The sequence below is a fragment of the Pseudomonas sp. Sample_24 genome (assembly GCF_004307605.1).
Lineage (GTDB): Bacteria > Pseudomonadota > Gammaproteobacteria > Pseudomonadales > Pseudomonadaceae > Aquipseudomonas.
Window position 1 is genome coordinate 51,629 of record NZ_RCNW01000421.1, and the last position, 18,025, is coordinate 69,653.

The window sequence follows — 18,025 nt, forward strand, 5'->3', positions numbered from 1 at the left end:
ACCAAACCTGTGGGAGCTGGCTTGCCAGCGATAGCGGCCTGACAGCCAATCAATCCCTAACAGATGTGCCCGATCCCTGCAGGAGCGAGCCTGCTCGCGAAAAACGATGGGCGACACGGACACTCAGATAGCCCGCGTCATCGTTAACGACCATCGCGAGCAGGCTCACTCCTACACAGGTTGGTTTCGTTTGCTGAAATCCCATAGACCACAAAACCTGTGGGAGCTTGGCTTGCCAGCCAACCAATCCCTAACAGATGTACCCGATCCCTGCAGGAGCGAGCCTGCTCGCGAAAAACGATTGGGCGATACGGACATTCAGATAGCCCGCGTCATCGTTAACGACCATCGCGAGCAGGCTCACTCCTACAATGGATGTTTTCGTCTGCTGAATCGGCATAGACCACAAAACCTGTGGGAGCTTGGCCTGCCAGCGATAGCGGCCTGACAGCCAACCAATCCCTACGGCATGTTTAAAAGCGTTCAAGATTGCTTCCTGAAAGCTACGTTGCCTTGCGTCGTTACCTACAACTACGCCAGAATCCGCCGGCTTGTGCGCCTTGGCCCTTGTCTCTATCGTTCTCGTGTCGCTACTTTTCCAGCGATCGGGTTTAGCAGCTCGGTAAATTTCAAGGCTCGCCAGTGTCACCCTTTGATCTGTCTGCGCACTCGGAGTGCAGGCAAGTCTGCGTCATGGTGGCTGTGCGTGGGGCACTTCGGTGCGCCGGGTTCCTTGATCCCTGGTCTGCTAACCCGCGTACAGCCGCCACCTTTTCGTTTAGCAGCGATGTGTGGCGGCTCCATTGATCAAGGAGTTTTACCATGTTCAAACCCACCCCCAATCCCCCTGAAACCGACACCGTTTCGCCCTACGACTCCCCCAACTCCAAAAAACTCCATGAAGCGGCCGACCGGGCGTTGGACTACCACCTCAACCCACCGAAAGCCCCGTCCCCAACTCATCAACCCAGCACCATGTTCACCATCGTCCCGGATATCAACACCGAAACGCTGTTGGCCCATGCCTGTGAATCCCTGGCCTCGGCCAGTGTCATGGCCAGTGACCTCGCCGGGTTCGTCGAAGGCCCGCAGCGCAATGCCCTGCTGGGGATCGCGCAGATCATCATGCTGGGAGAACTGGCGGTAAATCGGGCACTGGATAACCTCGATCCGCAGGTTTGACCTTATAAGTACGCCACCAAAAAAAACCGCGACTCTCCCCCGAGAGCCGCGGTTTTTCACGCCGCGCGATTATTGCTGCAACACAGTTGCCTGGTTGGCCGAGCCAAACTGTTGCACGGTGGCCGTTTGCGTCATGCCGCTCTGATCGACACTGGCGATGTTGCCGGTGCCGCCCTGGGTGACGTAAGCCACGTTCAGGGTGTCGGCCTGTTTGATGGTGATCATGTTGTCGTCGCCATACAGCTGGGCGGTGTATGCCTGGTTGCCGGTGCCTTCCTGGTTGAACTCGGTGCTGTTGCCGGTGCCGTTGGTGCTGCCCTGAGCCAGGTTGGTGGTGCCGCGCTGGTCGGAGATCAGGATGTTGTCGCTGCCGTTTTGATCGAAGTACAACTCGTTGTAGGAGTCGGCCTGGCTGACCGTGGTTTTGTTGCCGGTCCCGGTCTGGTTGGTGGTCATGACGTGGCCGACGCCGTCCTGGGTGAAGTTGGCGACGTTGCCGCTGCCGGCCTGGTTGACGGTGGCGCGCTGGTTGCTGCCGAACTGGCCGCCCGATTGCGGGCCTTTCCAGTTGCTGGCATAGACCTTGTTGTCGCTGCCCACCGACGTGGCATTGAGCACATGGCTGTCGCCGCTCTGGTAGGTGAAGTGCACGTTGCCGGTGCCCTGTTGATAGAGCGCGACAGTGGAACCGAGTGACTCGAACTGATCGGCGTAGATGGCGTTGAGGTCGCCGACCTGTAGCACGGTGGCGACGTTGTTTTCGCCAAAGCTCTGATCGACGATGGTTTCGTTGGCGCCGCCATATTGGTTGATGGTGGCCTGGGCGTTGACCTGAGTGTCTTGCCAGACTTCGGAGCCGTTGCCGTCGCCGTACTGGTTGATGGTCAGATTGCCACCTTCACCATAGCGCTGATCGCCATAGGCATAGTTGGAGCTGCCGGCCTGATTGATGTTGATCTGGCCGTTCATGTGGCCGATCTGTTCGGCGGTCGCGTAGTTGGTGGTGCCGTACTGGATGATGACCGCGTTGTTGGCCATGCCTAACTGGATCTGCTCGATGTTGGCTTCGTTGCCGTCGCCGTACTGGTAGGTTTGCCCGGAGGTGTTTTCCTGACTGTCCTGATAGATGAAGGAGAAGTTGCCGGAGCCTTCCTGCTGTTGCAGTGCTTCGCCATTGCCGACCCCGATCGACTGGCTGGCATGGCTGATGTTGAAGCTGCCGGTCTGGGTTTGTGTGATGGTGCTGTTGTTCTCGAACAGTTGTTCTGCGTACCCGGCGTTGTAGTCGCCGACCTGGGTTTGGGTAATGGTGCTGGTGGCCGTGTCTTGCACGGCGGCCGCATCGTTGCCCTGGCCAACTTGCTGCTGGGTGACGGTACTGAACGGAGCATTGCTCTGTTTCACATCGGCGATGTTGGCGGTACCGGCCTGGTCTTGTATCGACAGGCTGTCATCGGCCATTGCCTGGGCACTGACAATGACCAGTATGGCGGCTGTGAGGGGCGTCAGTTTGAACATTTTGAAACCTCCAAGTGGTGCAGTGCTTTAGCGAAATTGAGTGACCGATACGCTCATGCCATTGCCTGCCTGGGTCACAGCGCTTTGCTGACCCGTGCCGGCCTGGACGATGTTGGCGTCGTTGTTGTTGCCGTTCTGGGAAATCTGCGCACGGTTGTGGCTGCCGGTCTGGGTAATCGATGCGGCGTTGCCGGAACCTTGCTGGTTGATCAATGCCATCAGGTCGCTGCCTTGTTGCAGGATGAATGCTTCCTGATTGCTGCCTGACTGCACGATCTGGCCGAGCAGCGACTGGCCGTGCTGTTGCAGCAATGCGACGTTGGCCTGGCCGTTCTGGTCGATCAACGCTTGCTGGCCCACCGGGGGCGGCAGCTCGCCGAGATCGGCAGCGGGTGCCAGGTCGTCGTTTTCCAGCAAATCGTCGGCGCGCACACCCGCGCTGCTGCAGAGCAGAAGCAGGCAGAGCAGGGCGGCGGTCGGCGTTTTCATGATGCAGTCCTTTGGTTGAGGGCTTGCCCCACCCGCCGCAGCGGCCGGTGGGGCGAGCGCTTACTGCACAGTGACGTTGACGGTTCGCACGGTGCCTTGGGACGAGGTGATGGTGGCTGTCGGGCTCGCCGACGGAATCACCGTGGTCGAGTTGCTGACGGTCAGGCGCCAGCGTCCGGTCAGCGGCACCGTGGTGCTACCCAGGGTTACCAGCCCGGTCGGCGTGGTCACCTGGATGGTGATGGTGTTGCCAGTGGTCACCGACGAAGTCCCCGTGAAGTCCCAGTTGAAGCGATTGTTGGAACGGGCTGTCACCGTGGCTGCCGTGACCGCGAAAGTTTCCGCGGCAGGACGTGGCGAGACCTGCACCGTGACCGTTGCCGGTGACGTCGACTGGGCACCGAAGCTGTCCCGGGCGATGTAGCTGAAGGTCGTAGTGAACGCCGTGGTGACCGTCGCCGGTGGGTTATAGGTCAGGACGGTACCGTTGCTGGTCACCGAGCCGCGATCCGCCGGTGGTTGGGTGAAACTGGCGATTGCGAGCGGCACGTTGCCTTCCGGATCGGTGTCGTTGGCCAGCACGTTGATCGGAATCGACACACCCAGGGTCGCGATGCTGTCGGCGACGGCCACCGGAGGCTGGTTCGGCGCCACGGTGATGGTCACGGTCGCCGCAGCGGTCGAGGCCAGGCCCTTGGCATCTTGAGCCTTGTAGGTGAACGTTGTGGTCAACGGTGCATTGACCACGGCTGGCGGGGTGTAGACCACCGCGGTGGAACCGTTCAACACCACGCTGCCCTGGCCGGCAGCCGGTTGGGTCAACGCGGTGATGCTCAGCGGTGTGTTGCCATCCGGGTCGCTGTCGTTGGTCAGCAGGCTGAGGGTGATCGGCACGCCGAAACTGGTGCTGCCACTGTCGGCGACAGAAAGCGGTGCCTGGTTTTCACCGGTGTCCGGCGCGGTGCCGACCACGACGACCGGCTCGACATCGCTGCCACCTGAGGCCGATTTGATGGTCACGCTGGCCGGAGGCTGAGGCAGGTCGGCGACGGTCAGGCGTTGCAGGGTGCCTGACTTGGTCAACCGTCCGTAGCCCTGGGCAACCATGTCCGGTACCACCACTTCGTCCGACGAGATGGCTTCGATCAGCAGGCTGTGGTCGCTCCAGTTATAGCGAGCGGTTTGTACTTTCACCACGTCAGTGACTTTGCTCGAGACCGCTGTCGGCCGGGTGGTGCCGGTCGGGTCGGTCGCGGTGAGCACGACCACTGGCGGTACGGTGCTGCCGGTCAGGCGGTGGCCAAAGAACTGGCCGGTATTGTCGCCAAGCATGCTGGTGAGGCACGGCGATGGTGGTGGTCCGGGAACCAGGGCAACGGTTTCGCGGAAGCACAGGCTCGAATTGTTCGCCGATTTGCCGAACACCTCGACCCGGGTACTGCTGGTGCCCGGTCCTGTAGAAGTGCGGCGGTAAGTCGCGCGTCCGATTTCCGCAAGGGTCTGCGCACGGCTGTCGAGGACTTTGCCGGACACGGTAAAAAGCGTGGTCTGAATGGTCCCGGGCGGGCCCTGGACGCGCAGGAAGTTGGTGTTGTTGGGGCTGCCGGTGACCGCTTCGGTAAGGTTCGGGTCACCGACGAACGTCTCGATGGCGCCCGTGTCCGGGTTCACTTCGGTATAGGGACCGTTGACGCTGCGCAGGAACGGGCCGACCTCACCGTTCAGAGCACCACTGAAATTGCCTGGTGCGCCGATGCCGATGTCGCGGGTGATGTTGATGGCACGACGGCCGGGTGTGGTGACGTTGACCGTTTCCACGCCGTACGGGTGGGTGATGGTGTAGGTGCCTGCCACCGGTACGTTTATCCGCAGGCGAATGCGGGCGAAGCTTGCCTGGTCACCGTCGACAGGGTTTTCCGCGGCGAATGCCGCTTCGATCCCGGCCACGTAGGCGTCGACGCCATAGCCGCCGACATCGGGGATGGTGGTTTCGGCGAGGAACCAGAAGGTTTCCGGTGGCCAGTTGTCGGGGAATACCATCGGCAAGGTATCGTCATAAACCCCGGGTTCCGGATTCAGGATGCACATGTAGGAAGGTGCGCCAGGAACGCCCGGCGAGCGCGAGCTGGTGGCCCGCGACTGGCACAGTTCCAGCGACAGTGAATTGTTGTCCTGATACCACATGGGGAATTTCCCCGTGGCAAAGGTGTAGGGACCGGGATCGACCGCAGCGAGTTGCGCGAACGCACTGCCGGTCAGCGAAAGAGTCAGCCCGAGCGCGTTGAGCGCAAAGCGTGGCCACTTGTTCATGATGCCTCCTGATGCGGGTCTGGGCATGAGAGCGTTCATTGCACGATGACCACTTCTTCGGTGTCGCTGCCGCCATTGGATGACGCCACGTGAACCTTGGCCGGTGGAATCGGCGAGATGCCGGTCGACAGGGATTTCTCTGCGCCATCGCCACTGAGGGCGCCGATGGCGACCCCGGTACCGGTAGTGACGGTGAGGACCGGAGGCGAGGTTTCATCGCTGGTCGAGGCCACGACAGTGATCTGTCCGCTGTTCAGGCTGTACTCGGCCCGTGAGATCACCACCAGGTCGGTCAGCGGCATGGAGATGGAGGTTGGGGTGCTGGTGGGAATGGCCAGGTGGTTGTCAGCCGTCACCACCAGGTTGCTCGGCAACGTCGGGTTGGTGGCGGACTGGGCGTACCAGTGGCCGGTGGTGTCAGCCTCGGTGAGGTTCAGTACCGGGCTGTTGCTGTCCAGCTTCACGGTGGCCGGTGGCGGCGGTGCCAACACGAAAACGTCTTGTTGCGCCACGGGTGCGCTTTCACCTGCCTTGCGAGAGTAGGTACTGCGCTCGGCGATCAGCGGAGTGGGGCGGGTCACCGTCGACAGTTTGCCGGAAATGGCCATCACCGTTGTCCGCAAGTCCAGGCCGTTCGGGCCCTCGATGCGAATGTAGTTGGTGTTGAACGGACTGCCGGTAAAGGCTTCTGCGAGGTTTGGATCGCCAACGAACTGCTCGGCAGCACCGGTGACCGGGTTGGTCTCGGTGTAGGGGCCATTGACGCTGCGCAGGAACGGGCCAATGTCACTTTTGAGCGCGCCGTCATAGGTTTTCGGTGTACCGATACCGATGTCCCGGGTCATGTTGATGGCGCGGGTCCCGCCCGCGGGAACGTCGAAGATGTCGACGCCGTAGGGGTGGGTGATGGTGTAGACGCCCGCGGTGGGCACGTCGACCCGAATACGGATACGACCGAAACTGACCTGATCACCTTCCTTCGGTTCTTCGGCGGCGAAGGCTGCTTCGACGGCGCTGACGTAGGTCAGGTCGATGCCGCGGGCAGCATCGACGATGGCGCCGTCGCCGGTGAACCAGAACGTTTCATCGGGAAAGTTGCTCGGGAAAACGATGGGTTGGGTGTCGTCGAAAACCCCGGGAGTTGGATTCAAAACACACATGTAGGACGGCGCACCGGGTGCACTGGGAACCCTGGAACTGACAGCCTTTGACAGGCAAAGGTCGAGGGTTCGACCGTGACTGTCTTGGTACCAGGAGGCGAAACCTCCGGTGGCGGGTGTGTAGGGGCCAGGGTCTACGGCAAACAGTGCAGCCTGGGCGACGCCTTGGGCCATGGCACTGACGATCAGAGCGATCGCGGTTTTGGACAGTAAAGGGTGCATGTGTAATCCCTCTATCAGAGTACCTGCCCCTTGGATATGGGTCAGTTGGGAGGGCTTCGGCAACTCCCATGCCAATCGCGAAAAACGGCTATGAGAGGCCCGGTGCACAGGCGTTCGTCTGGCGACAAGCTGCATTTGCCTGCGGAGGGGAACGGGCCTCTTTCCCCAGGATTGGGGGTAGATGGGGGCAACGGAGCAGGGGGAGAACAGGTTGCAGCCGGGCAATCTGCCAGCAGTGGGCTATAAACCTATAGGGGCTTTTGCGGGAACAATATTGATGACCACGCTTGCCAAGACACTGACCACCGACCAGGCCGACATGCGCTTGAGCTCGCGCAAACAGCCGTTCAACCTGCTGCGTTGGTTTTCGCTCATCAGCATGGCGGTGATCGGCACAGTGGCGGTGGCGTTGGGCTCGGTGTCCACCAAGTTCGTGATTACCGAAAGCGTGCAGCGCGATGCGTTGCTGACATCTCAGTTCATTCAGGCGATCGCCGCCGCCGAAGTCCGCCACGTTTCAATCCCCAACGTGCGGACCATGGGCGAGTTGCTCGACCCGCGCAAAGATCGGGATTTCCCTGACGTCGATCCGATGGCCCGTGCCAATGCCCGGGGCGAGTTCCTCGACCACATCGAGCATTTGCCGGACGTGATCCTGGCGAACATCTATGCGCCTGACCGGATGATTATCTGGTCGACCAACCCGGCGCTGATGGGCACCACGATTCATGTCGATGAGGATCTGGATCAGGCCTTCGCCTCGAAGACACCGGTATCGGCCAGTTACCATGATGTCGACCATGGCCGCATGGAACAGAAATTCGTCACACCGCCGGAATACATCTTCATCGAAAACTACATTCCGCTGTTTGACGCCGAAGGCAAAAACGTCACTGCGATGGTCGAGATCTACAAGGAGCCCAAGGATCTGATCAGCCGCATGGAACGTGGCCTGGTCTTGATCTGGCTGGCGACGGCGTTGGGCGGTGGGTTGATCTACCTGGGTCTTTACTGGATCGTGCGGCGGGCGGCGATTTTGCTGGCGACGCAACAAAAGCAACTGATCACCAACGAAACCTACGTGGCCTTGGGCGAAATGTCCTCGGCAGTGGCCCACAGTCTGCGCAACCCTTTGGCGACCATTCGTTCAAGCGCCGAGTTGGCGCTGGAGTTCGACAGCGGTCCGGCGCACAAGAACATCAACGACATCATCGGCCAGGTCGATCGCATGTCGAAGTGGGTCCGGGAGTTGCTGCAATCCTTGCGACCGCTCAACGACGAAGCCGAACCGGTCAACCTGGTCGCGGTGCTGCACGACAGCCTGAACGCGTTCGAGCAGCAGATCGCCAGGGGCCGGGTCACGGTGGTGTTTACCCCCAAAGAGACGCCGATGGTCTTGAGTCAACACGTGCAGCTGACCCAGATTCTCAACAGTTTGCTGGCCAATGCGCTGGAGGCCATGGACGAAGGCGGTACGCTGACGATCAGCCTGGAACCGAGTGCTTCCCAAGGTGTGTGCGTGACCATCGGCGACACCGGCAAAGGTATGAACGAAGAGCAACGGCGCTTGGCTTTCCGACCTTTTTTCACCACCAAGCAAGGTGGGCTGGGGGTCGGGCTGGTGTTGGTCAAGCGAATCATGGAGCGCTTTGGCGGTACGGTGGCGCTCGATAGCCGTGAAGGCGAAGGCACGCGCGTGCGTCTTTCGTTCAAGTTAATCCCCTGAAAACGGGGGGGCAACTTTCCCCGTTAGCGGGTGCCATTCCCCAATTTTTCCCCCGGACATGGCAGATTGATGTTGATAAGCCATTGTTTTGGCGGTGTTAATACTTTTGTATAAATTGGTTACAAAAATGGCGAGCTCCTTGCAAAACGTCCATCACCCCCTTCCCATATTCGAGGCGGTTGGTGATGGACACAAAAGCGCGGTATCCCTTCAAGTGGTTTGGTTTGTTGACGCCGTTGAGCGTCGCACTGACGATGACGATAAGCACAGGGGTATTGCGCGCCAGCCCGATAGATGATGAGCGACAGCCCGAGCCGACGGATCCTTCGGCTTACTACGATGAACCAGAAGACAAGGTTGGGGCGTTGAATGCCATTTTGACCATGCCGCAGGCCAACGAAGACTCCTTCGATCTGCCGGACGGGACCAAAGGCACACGCAATACAACACGAATGGAAAACGTACTGCCGCCGAGCGTGCAGACCAGTTTCAATTACCCCACCAATGGCAAACCCAGTCCGTTGTTTGGCGCTCAGCCGTTCACCCAGCAACTTTTGTTGTTCGAAGAATTCGGCCCGGAAAAACTCGACGCCACCACACCGGCGGCACCGTTGCCGTTTCCGCCAGCAGCCATCGGCCCGTTGCCAGCCCAAGACCCCACCAGCGCAGCCCGCAGTGCGCCGCCCGGCCCGGCGCTCGATGCGTTTCTACGCCAACCGGGCCTGACCCCATTTCCCAGCCAATATTCCAACGTCGTTGACCGCAACCCGTGGCAGGCGCAGATCGAGTACTTTCTCAATCGTCATGTCGGTTCCTCCGCCGAAGGTCGTCCACCGGGAAAAGGCTGGTCACATCAGCGCTGGAACGAGTTCTATCCGCAAGCGGCCTATAAAACCGTGCAGACCGGCGCACGGCTCAACGGCGGCCTGCGTGATGGCCTGCAACGGCATGGCTATGCCTTGGGCGAATTCGGCCCCGGTGGCCTTTATCACAACGTTGCCGGTGTACCGGCAACGGACGGCACCGCCAAAGGCGTCGATCCGCGTTTTCACCCGAGCATGCCGGTACAGAACCACAACTCGGTCTGGACCTTCGATGGCACCCTGCCGCCGAAATTGTTGATGGTGCGTTACGGCCAGCCGATGCTGATGCGTCACTACAACGGTTTGCCCATCGATCCGTCGGCCAACATGGGTTTTGGCCTGCACACAATCAGTACCCACGAACACAACGGTCATGCTCCGGCGGAAAGCGACGGCTATGCCAACGCGTTTTTCTTCCCCGGGCAGTACTACGACTATCGCTGGCCGATCCAGTTGGCCGGTTACGACACCATCAACACCGATGCCCATGACCCGCGTGCCGCGTTCCCTTGCGCGCCGGGTGAGACCCTGTGGACCAACGATATCAATCCAAGCAGGAAAACCTGCGAAAACGGCACGATCAAGATCCGTGGCGACTGGCGTGAAACCATGAGCACTCACTGGTTCCACGATCACATGCTCGATTTCACCGCGCAAAATGTCTACAAGGGCAATGCGGCGATGATGAACTATTACAGCGCCCTGGACCGAGGTAACGAATCGGTGAACGACGGGGTCAACCTGCGTTTTCCCAGCGGCAGTGCCTTGTCATGGGGCAACCGCGATTACGACGTCAACCTGGTGTTCGCCGACAAGGCTTGGGATCAGAACGGCCAACTGTGGTTCAACCCGTTCAACACTGACGGTTTCATCGGCGACCAGTTGCTGGTCAACTGGCAGTGGAAACCGACCCTGGACGTACGTGCTCGCAGCTACCGGTTCCGCATGCTCAACGGTTCGGTATCGCGTTACTTCAAACTGGCACTGGTGCGTGAAATCAAAGGTACCAGCGGCGAGTTCCAGGGACCTAAAGGCTCGGGCGTGTCTTATGCCCGGGTGCCATTTCACATGATCGCCAATGACGGCAACATCATGGAGCACAGCGTGCCATTCGACGGCACCATGGATCTCGACGCTGACGGCGATAAACAGAACCACAACGCCATCCTGCCGACCCAGGGCATTGCCGAGCGCTTCGACATCATCGTCAACTTTGCGAAAAACGGCATCAAGCCGGGGGACAAGATTTTCTTCGTCAACCTGCTGGTGCATGACGACGGCAAAGGCCCGAAAGAGCCGGTGTCGCTTGCGGATGCACTGTCGGAAAATTACAAGGCGGTGATCAAGCAAACCAGTAAAGGCCCAATGTGGGACAAGGGCGACCCGGTGATAGGCAAAGTGCTGCAACTCAACGTCAAGGCGTACACCGGTCAGGACCTGGCCATGGACCCGGCGGCTTATGAACCAGCCAAGCCGGGCAAGGCTGAAGGTTTGGTGATGATCCCGCTGAAGATCCATCGCGACAACGCTACCGACAAGGCGCTGCTGGCCAAGGCTCGTCACCGCACGTTCATCTTCGGTCGTTCCGACGGCACCGATGAGGCACCGTGGACGGTCAAGACCGATGGTGGTTTCGGCTTCCACATGGACCCCCGCCGCCTGAACGCCTCCACCCAATTGGCCAGCGGTCCTACCGATGCCGGTGTTGCCGGATTCGGCACTCTGGAAGTGTGGAGCATCAAGGCAGGAGGTACTGGCTGGAGCCATCCGGTGCACGTGCACTTCGAAGAGGGGATCATCCTCAGCCGCGGTGGCAAGGCGCCGCCGGAGTGGGAGAAGTGGGCACGCAAGGACGTGTATCGCATCGGTTCGGAAAAGGATGGCCTGGACAATGTCGAGGTGGCGATCAACTTTCGTGAGTTCGCCGGGACGTACATGGAGCACTGCCACAACACTCAGCACGAAGACAACTCGATGCTGCTGCGTTGGGACATTGAAAAGCCCGGGCAATTCCAGTTGATGCCGACCCCGTTGCCCAGCTGGGATGGCGTGCACTACGTGAATTCAGCGGCATTGCCGACCTTCCGCTCCGGCGACGGCTTCGGTCCGAAAGTGACGGTCCAGCCATGAACCGGGAGGGTGTCGACATGAGACGCCATACACCACGCTCGCGCGCCTTGGGCATGCACCTTGTGCTGCTGTTGTCGGCCTGTTTGCTGGCCAGCCAGTTGCTGGTCGCCAAACCGGTGCCACCGACACCCGCACCGGCAACAGAAACCGCAGTCGCCGATAGCGCCACTCCGTGGGGTGGCGACTATTTCCCCAACACCCTGCTGACCAATCAGGACGGTCGGCAGGTGCGGTTTTTCGATGACCTGATCAAGGGCAAAGTGGTGGTGATCAATTTCATCTTCACTTCGTGCAGCGACTCCTGCCCACTGGAAACCGCCAGGCTGCGTCAAGTGCAGAAGTTGCTCGGCGACCGGGTCGGCAAAGACGTTTTTTTCTACTCCATCAGCATTGATCCCTTGAGCGATACGCCCGCAGTGCTCAAGGCCTATGCGCAACGCTTCCAGGTCGGTCCGGGCTGGCAGTTTCTCACCGGTGAGTTCGCCGACGTCACCGAGCTGCGGCAGAAACTCGGGTTGTTCATCGAAGGCGTCGACAACGGGCGCAGCAAGGACCACAACCTGAGCCTGATTGTCGGCAACCAGTCCACGGGGCGCTGGATGAAGGCGTCGCCATTCGAAAACCCGTGGATTCTGGCCGATCAGTTGGCCAATACCCTGCAGAACTGGAAGCAACCGAGCGTTGAGCAAAATTACGCCAACGCTCCCGAGATCCGCCCACCGAGCAGCGGCGAGGAATTGTTCCGCACCCGTTGCGCGTCTTGCCACAGCCTGGGGCCAATGGACGGTCAGGGCATCGGCTTGCGCAGCATCGGCCCGGACCTGATCGGCGTGACCCGTCAGCGTGATCCTGCCTGGCTCAGTCGCTGGATCCGCGAACCGGACCGCATGCTGGCGGAAAAGGACCCGATTGCCATGGAGCTGTTCGAGCGCTTCGACCAAATCCCGATGCCCAACCTGCGCATGGACGAACGTGCCGCGCAGTCGATCATCACGTTTTTGCAGGAAGAAACCGATCGCCAGCATCCGCCGTCCAGCGCGTTGGCTGCTGGTAACGAAGCACCCGAACATCAACATTCCATCGCGGTTCCAGACAAAGCGCAGGTGCAATAGTGGCGAAATAGATTCATTGCCCGGGCATTGCGATCAATGCCACCTACACTGATTCGAAACACGGCTGAAAAGGCTTCTAACCCGCGACCAGGACAGTCCCATGCAGACACTGGAAGAACAAAATGCAGCTGTCCCGACAGTACCGGCAGCGGCAGAGGGTAAGGATTGGCGTCCGCCCTTCAATCTGGTGCGCTGGTTTTCCCTGGCGAGCTTTCTCATTATTGCCGCCGTGGCATTGGGGCTCGGTTACGTCTCTACGCGCTTCGTGGTTGAGGAGAGTATCGAGCGCGATTCGATGCTGACTGCGCAGTTCATTCAGGCGATTGGCGATGCGGAAATTCGCCATGCTTCAATTTCTCCCAACCGGACCATGGGCGAGATGCTCGACCCACGGCAAGAAAACGCCTACCCCGATGTCGATCCTGGAACCCGTGCCGCTGCGCGCATTGAGTTTCTCGATCATGTGGAACACCTGCCGGGCATACTGCTGGCGACGGTGTATGCGCTGGATCGCACCGTGGTCTGGTCAACCAACCCGGAGCTGATCGGTGTGCGCATCGAAGATGACGAGGAACTGGACGAGTCCTTCGAAATGAAAGAAGCAGTGTCCACCAGCTACCACGAAATCGATGAGGAACGTCCCGAACAGCGTCTGTTGCGTGAACCCCAATACCTGTTCATCGAAAATTACATTCCGATGTTCAATGCCGACAAAAGCAAAGTGATCGCCATGGTGGAGATCTACAAGGAACCGGTGGACCTGGTTGAACGCATCCAGCGCGGGTTCAAGGCGATCTGGCTGGCGACGTTACTCGGCGGGGCGGTCATCTACCTGGGTCTATTCTGGATCGTACGCCGTGCAGCGATGTTGTTGCAGAGTCAGCAAAAGCAATTGGTGGCCAATGAAACCTTTGTCGCCCTCGGCGAAATGTCTTCGGCAGTGGCGCACAGTCTGCGCAATCCGTTGGCGAATATTCGTTCCAGTGCCGAGCTGGCCCAGGAAATCGCCAGCCAGACTGCGCAGAAGAATATCGGCGACATCATCAACCAGGTCGACCGCATGTCGCGCTGGGTGCGCGAATTGCTGGTGTCGTTGCGACCGGTCAACGACGACTTTGAAAACGTGGACCTGGTGTTGGCCATCGATGACACCTTGAATGCGTTCGAACCGCAGATCAAACGCTCGAACGTCGAGGTGCGTTTCGTCCCGACGACAGTCCCTCCGGTCCTCAGCCAACAGGTGCTGCTTACACAGATTCTCAATAGCCTGTTCGCCAACGCCCTGGAAGCCATGCCCAAGGGCGGCGTGTTGAGCATTGAGATTGAGCAACCGTCGGCCGATCAGGTGAGCATGATCCTCAATGACACCGGCAAGGGCATGAGCAAACAACAGCAGCAAATGGTCTTCAAGCCATTCTTCACCACCAAACAAGGGGGGCTGGGCGTGGGCCTGGCCCTGGTCAAAAGAATAATGGAGCGTTTCCAAGGCTCGGTCGAACTGACCAGCCAGGAGCAGGAAGGAACCCGCGTTTGTCTCAATTTCAAAGTGGCAACGGGAGGGGAATATGGAACACAGCATACTGCTGGTCGAGGATGATGAGCTGCTTGCCGAGAATATTCAGACCTACCTGGAGCGCAAGGACTTCGAGGTAACGGTCTGCCACTCGGCCGAAGACGCACTTGAGCAATTGAAGACGTTCGCACCGGATGTGGTGCTCACCGACAATTCGTTGCCAGGCATGAGCGGTCACGGCTTGATCCAGAAGCTGCGCATCAGCGCGCCGGATATGAAAGTGATCATGATGACAGGCTACGGCAATGTCGAAGACGCCGTGGTGGCGATGAAAGAGGGGGCTTTCCACTACGTTACCAAACCGGTGGCTTTGCCCGAACTCAAGCTGTTGCTGGACAAGGCCCTGGCCACCGACCGGATGGAACGCACGCTGTCGTTCTATCAGGAGCGCGAGGCGCAGAAATCCGGGGTTCAGGCGCTGATCGGTGAGTCCGCGCCCATGGTCTACCTCAAGGGCACCATCGCCCAGTTGCTCGACGCCGAGCGACGCATGGCCAACAGCGACCTGCCTCCGGTGCTGGTGGAAGGCGAAACCGGTACCGGCAAAGAGTTGGTCGCCCGGGCACTGCATTTCGACGGCCCACGCAACAAAGGCCCGTTCATTGAATTCAACTGCGCGTCGATCCCCTCCAACCTGGTGGAGTCCGAGCTGTTCGGGCACGAGAAAGGCGCCTTTACCGATGCCAAGGATCGCCGGCTGGGGCTGGTGGAAGCGGCCGATGGCGGGACATTGTTTCTCGATGAAATCGGCGAGATGGACCTGATCCTGCAGGCCAAGCTGTTGAAGCTGCTCGAAGACCGGACCATCCGCCGGGTCGGTTCGGTGAAGGAACGCAAGGTCGATCTGCGGGTGATCAGCGCTACCAACTGCAACCTCGAACAAATGGTTCAACAGGGCAAATTCCGCCGCGACCTGTTTTTCCGCCTGCGCATCATTTCGATCAAGGTGCCGCGCCTGTACGCCCGTGGCGAAGATATCCTGTTGCTGGCCCGACACTTTCTGGCCGCCCATGGCAAGCGCTACGGCAAGCCGAACCTGCATTTCAGCGACCAGGCCGAAGAGCTGCTGCTCAATTACACCTGGCCGGGCAATGTGCGTGAGTTGCGCAACATGCTGGAACAAACCGTGTTGCTGGCGCAAAGCGACACCATCGCCGCGCATCAATTGAACGTCTGCATGAGCCTGGTGGACGAGCCGGCGATGTTTCAGCATGAACTGCCGCCCAGCGAACCACGCCCGACCTACAACGGCACCGAATCGATGAACCTGCCGGAGGTCGAGCGTGACATGGTGCGCAAGATGCTCGACAAGACCGACTGGAACGTCACCAAGTCCGCGCGACTGCTGGGCCTGAGCCGCGACATGTTGCGCTACCGGATCGAAAAGCTTGGCCTCGCGCGTCCGGACAAACGGCAGTGGTAGGCAGAAGCCGCCGGGTTACAAGGACGGACCCGGAGCGCTCAGGCAAGCCAGCATGCAGGTCGGGTCGATCACTTCATGATTGACGTAGACACCGCGAGCCGCATCGTAGGTGCGGATGAACACGCGCACGGTGGCGTCCGCTACCGTCGGCAACTGCGAGTCGGAAAACACGTGCTCGCTGGACACCGGAATGAAGGTCTGGGGTGAAGTCGGGATGTACGCGCCCGGCGGCACGGTGCTCAGAGAAGGTGGGGCGGGGTGGGCGAAAGGCTGGTCAGCCCCGTAATAGTGGAATTCAGTGTTCGATTGGTCAGTTTGCATCAGGCTGTCGTCCGCCAGCGCGACGCCGGTGGCAGTCAGGCAAAGGGCAAGCAACAGCGTGTGTCCGGTCTTGTTCATGGCAGCACCTGCGAAATCGGTTAATCCGCATTTCCCCCGAGGTCATTAACTATAGCGCTCCCGTGGGCGGGCGTCGGCGTTGCCTGTTTACAAGATCGCAACAAAGCCACGAAGAGGCTTTAAACCGAGATGATCTAGACTCGGGCCGTCAATCATTGACCCGATTCTGGAGTGTGCAATGGAAATGCCGACAAAAGAACAAGCCATCGCCAGCAACCGCGATGCCTGGAATGACTCCGCTCGCCATCACAAGGAATCTGCCGAATGGCAGCAACATTGGATCGCCGTGGCGCACGCGGACTTTACCTGCCTTGATGAGACCCTGACCGGTGTGCTGACGGAAGTCGGTATTGATGGCAAGGAAGTGGTGCAACTGGGCTGCAACAACGGCCGCGAAAGCCTTTCCCTGTTCGCCTTGGGGGCGAGGCATGTGACGGGGGTCGATCAGTCCGCAGCGTTTCTCGGCCAGGCGCGAGAACTGGCATCACGCTCGCCCCACGAGCCTGAGTTCATCAAAGCCGACATTCATCATTTGCCGCTGCAACTGAAGGGGCGCTTCGACGTAGCCCTGATCACCATCGGCGTCTTGAACTGGATGCCGGACATAGCCGAATTCTTCCAACATGCGGCGCAAACCCTCAAGCCGGGCGGGGCCTTGATAATCTACGAAACCCATCCGTTTCTGGAAATGTTCGATCCCGACTCAGCCGATCCCTTTGCCTTGAGTTCCTCGTATTTTCGCCGGGAGCCTTTCGTGCAAAACGAGCCGATCGTCTATGAAGGCAAAGTCGAGCAACCGGCATCCCCGTCCTACTGGTTCGTTCACACCCTGGGCGACATCCTCAATGGTGCCATTGCTGCCGGACTGCAGATCAACCACTTCAAGGAATACCCGCATTCCAACCGCGAAGAGCTTTATGACCTCTATCAGCAACAGGAAGCGCAGTTGCCGATGTGTTTTACGATGGTTGCGGTGAAACGCTGAAGGGCGGGGCACCTGGACTGACGCCATCGCCGGCAAGCCGCGCTCCTACGGATTTTGAGGTGGCCGCAGTTTTTGTGCTGGACGCAAAGCCCCTGTAGGAGCACAGCTTGCTGGCGATGGCGGAATGTCAGTCACCGATCATGTTGAAGGTGCCGCCGTCATCGCCGGCAAGCCGTGCTCCTACAGGTTTTGAGGTGGCCGCATGCTCGCGAATGAAGCGACGCCGTTGGCGCAAGGCTTCAGGTCAAGCCTGAGCCGCCGTGGTCACGGCGACATGCCCCGGTTGCGCGCAAAGCTCAATGCCCAGCGCATGAATGACTTTTAACACCGTATCGAAACGTGGTTTCGCCCCTGGCGCGAAAGCCTTGTACAGGCTTTCGCGCCCCATCCCGGCGTCTTTGGCTATTTGTGTCATGCCGCGGGCTTTTACCACGTAGCCAATTGCTCGAAGAAACTCCTCGTTGTCACCTTCAGCCAGCACTTGGGAGAGGTACTCACTGATGGCTTCATCGCTGTCGAGCAGTGTGGTCATATCGAAGTCAGTCAAAGTCTGGCTCATGGTTAAACCTCCTTTGCCAATTTTTTTGCGTGTCTTATATCAGCGGTTTGAGTTGATTTGTCACCCCCAGCCAACAGGATGATGACGACACCGTTTCTCATCGTGAAGTAAATGCGGTACCCGGCACCAACGTCCACGCGCATTTCGGAGATGCCATTACCCACTGCCTTGATATCGCCAAGGTTGCCCGCGGCGGCTCGATCAATGCGACGGGCTATTGCAACCTTTGCCCGCATATCGCGAACGGAGGTATGCCATGCGGCGAAAATGCCGGTTTGCTGGACAAGATAATTCATCGCTCGAATGTATCCAAATGGATACGGATGAGCAGTCAGACATTTCCGCGCTTGCCTGAGTTTTTTCGGTAATTCGTG

At 59.5% G+C, this 18,025-nt stretch carries 15 protein-coding genes; 7 read left to right on the forward strand and 8 right to left on the reverse strand.

The window, feature by feature from the left end; all coding sequences use genetic code 11:
* Positions 1 to 250 precede the first annotated feature (250 nt).
* Positions 251 to 487 carry a hypothetical protein gene (locus tag D8V06_RS24490; protein ID WP_130931984.1) on the reverse strand — a complete coding sequence of 79 codons (237 nt, stop codon included), beginning with the start codon at positions 485 to 487 and terminating at the stop codon, positions 251 to 253.
* A 335-nt stretch (positions 488 to 822) separates the two neighbouring features.
* On the opposite strand from D8V06_RS24490, the gene D8V06_RS24495 reads away from it, so the two are divergent.
* A complete protein-coding gene (locus D8V06_RS24495) occupies positions 823 to 1,182 on the forward strand; it encodes a DUF6124 family protein (RefSeq protein WP_130905109.1) in 360 nt (119 codons plus the stop codon).
* Positions 1,183 to 1,251: 69 nt separating this feature from the next.
* Here D8V06_RS24495 and D8V06_RS24500 read toward each other — a convergent pair whose 3' ends face one another.
* Genes D8V06_RS24500 through D8V06_RS24515 form a run of 4 tightly spaced genes read right to left on the reverse strand, consistent with a single transcriptional unit; the run spans position 1,252 to position 6,881 of the window.
* Positions 1,252 to 2,700, reverse strand: coding sequence for a curlin (locus D8V06_RS24500; protein ID WP_130931985.1), 1,449 nt, complete (start codon positions 2,698 to 2,700; stop codon positions 1,252 to 1,254).
* Between the two features lie 27 nt (positions 2,701 to 2,727).
* Complete coding sequence (locus D8V06_RS24505) at positions 2,728 to 3,189, reverse strand: curlin (RefSeq protein ID WP_056856864.1); 462 nt, start codon at positions 3,187 to 3,189, stop codon at positions 2,728 to 2,730.
* Between the two features lie 60 nt (positions 3,190 to 3,249).
* A complete protein-coding gene (locus D8V06_RS24510) occupies positions 3,250 to 5,499 on the reverse strand; it encodes an Ig-like domain-containing protein (RefSeq protein ID WP_130905108.1) in 2,250 nt (749 codons plus the stop codon).
* A 35-nt stretch (positions 5,500 to 5,534) separates the two neighbouring features.
* Complete coding sequence (locus D8V06_RS24515) at positions 5,535 to 6,881, reverse strand: hypothetical protein (protein ID WP_130931986.1); 1,347 nt, start codon at positions 6,879 to 6,881, stop codon at positions 5,535 to 5,537.
* 277 nt (positions 6,882 to 7,158) lie between these two features.
* On the opposite strand from D8V06_RS24515, the gene D8V06_RS24520 reads away from it, so the two are divergent.
* The 5 genes from D8V06_RS24520 (at position 7,159) to D8V06_RS24540 (ending at position 15,708) form a co-directional block, all read left to right on the forward strand.
* Positions 7,159 to 8,607, forward strand: a complete 1,449-nt coding sequence (locus D8V06_RS24520) for an ATP-binding protein (RefSeq protein WP_130906501.1) — start codon at positions 7,159 to 7,161, stop codon at positions 8,605 to 8,607.
* A 185-nt stretch (positions 8,608 to 8,792) separates the two neighbouring features.
* Positions 8,793 to 11,600: a multicopper oxidase domain-containing protein gene (locus D8V06_RS24525; RefSeq protein WP_130931987.1), complete on the forward strand. Its 2,808-nt coding sequence runs from the start codon at positions 8,793 to 8,795 to the stop codon at positions 11,598 to 11,600.
* Positions 11,597 to 12,712: an SCO family protein gene (locus D8V06_RS24530; RefSeq protein ID WP_130931988.1), complete on the forward strand. Its 1,116-nt coding sequence runs from the start codon at positions 11,597 to 11,599 to the stop codon at positions 12,710 to 12,712. Before D8V06_RS24525 ends, D8V06_RS24530 begins: the two co-directional genes overlap by 4 nt.
* 100 nt (positions 12,713 to 12,812) lie before the next feature.
* A complete protein-coding gene (locus D8V06_RS24535; RefSeq protein WP_130906498.1) occupies positions 12,813 to 14,309 on the forward strand; it encodes an ATP-binding protein in 1,497 nt (498 codons plus the stop codon).
* Entirely contained in the window at positions 14,278 to 15,708 is a 1,431-nt protein-coding gene (locus tag D8V06_RS24540) for a sigma-54 dependent transcriptional regulator (protein WP_056856858.1), read from the forward strand. Before D8V06_RS24535 ends, D8V06_RS24540 begins: the two co-directional genes overlap by 32 nt.
* Before the next feature lie 15 nt (positions 15,709 to 15,723).
* Here the strand turns inward: D8V06_RS24540 and D8V06_RS24545 are convergent, their stop codons facing one another.
* Positions 15,724 to 16,107, reverse strand: coding sequence for a hypothetical protein (locus tag D8V06_RS24545; protein WP_056856857.1), 384 nt, complete (start codon positions 16,105 to 16,107; stop codon positions 15,724 to 15,726).
* A 178-nt stretch (positions 16,108 to 16,285) separates the two neighbouring features.
* Between D8V06_RS24545 and D8V06_RS24550 the strand changes: the two genes are divergently transcribed.
* Positions 16,286 to 17,092, forward strand: coding sequence for a class I SAM-dependent methyltransferase (locus D8V06_RS24550; RefSeq protein WP_130931989.1), 807 nt, complete (start codon positions 16,286 to 16,288; stop codon positions 17,090 to 17,092).
* A gap of 244 nt (positions 17,093 to 17,336) precedes the next feature.
* On the opposite strand, the gene D8V06_RS24555 is transcribed toward D8V06_RS24550, so the two are convergent.
* Both D8V06_RS24555 and D8V06_RS24560 read right to left on the reverse strand, forming a co-directional pair.
* Positions 17,337 to 17,651, reverse strand: coding sequence for an addiction module antidote protein (locus D8V06_RS24555; RefSeq protein ID WP_056856855.1), 315 nt, complete (start codon positions 17,649 to 17,651; stop codon positions 17,337 to 17,339).
* A 2-nt stretch (positions 17,652 to 17,653) separates the two neighbouring features.
* Complete coding sequence (locus tag D8V06_RS24560; protein WP_056856854.1) at positions 17,654 to 17,947, reverse strand: type II toxin-antitoxin system RelE/ParE family toxin; 294 nt, start codon at positions 17,945 to 17,947, stop codon at positions 17,654 to 17,656.
* Positions 17,948 to 18,025 lie beyond the last annotated feature (78 nt).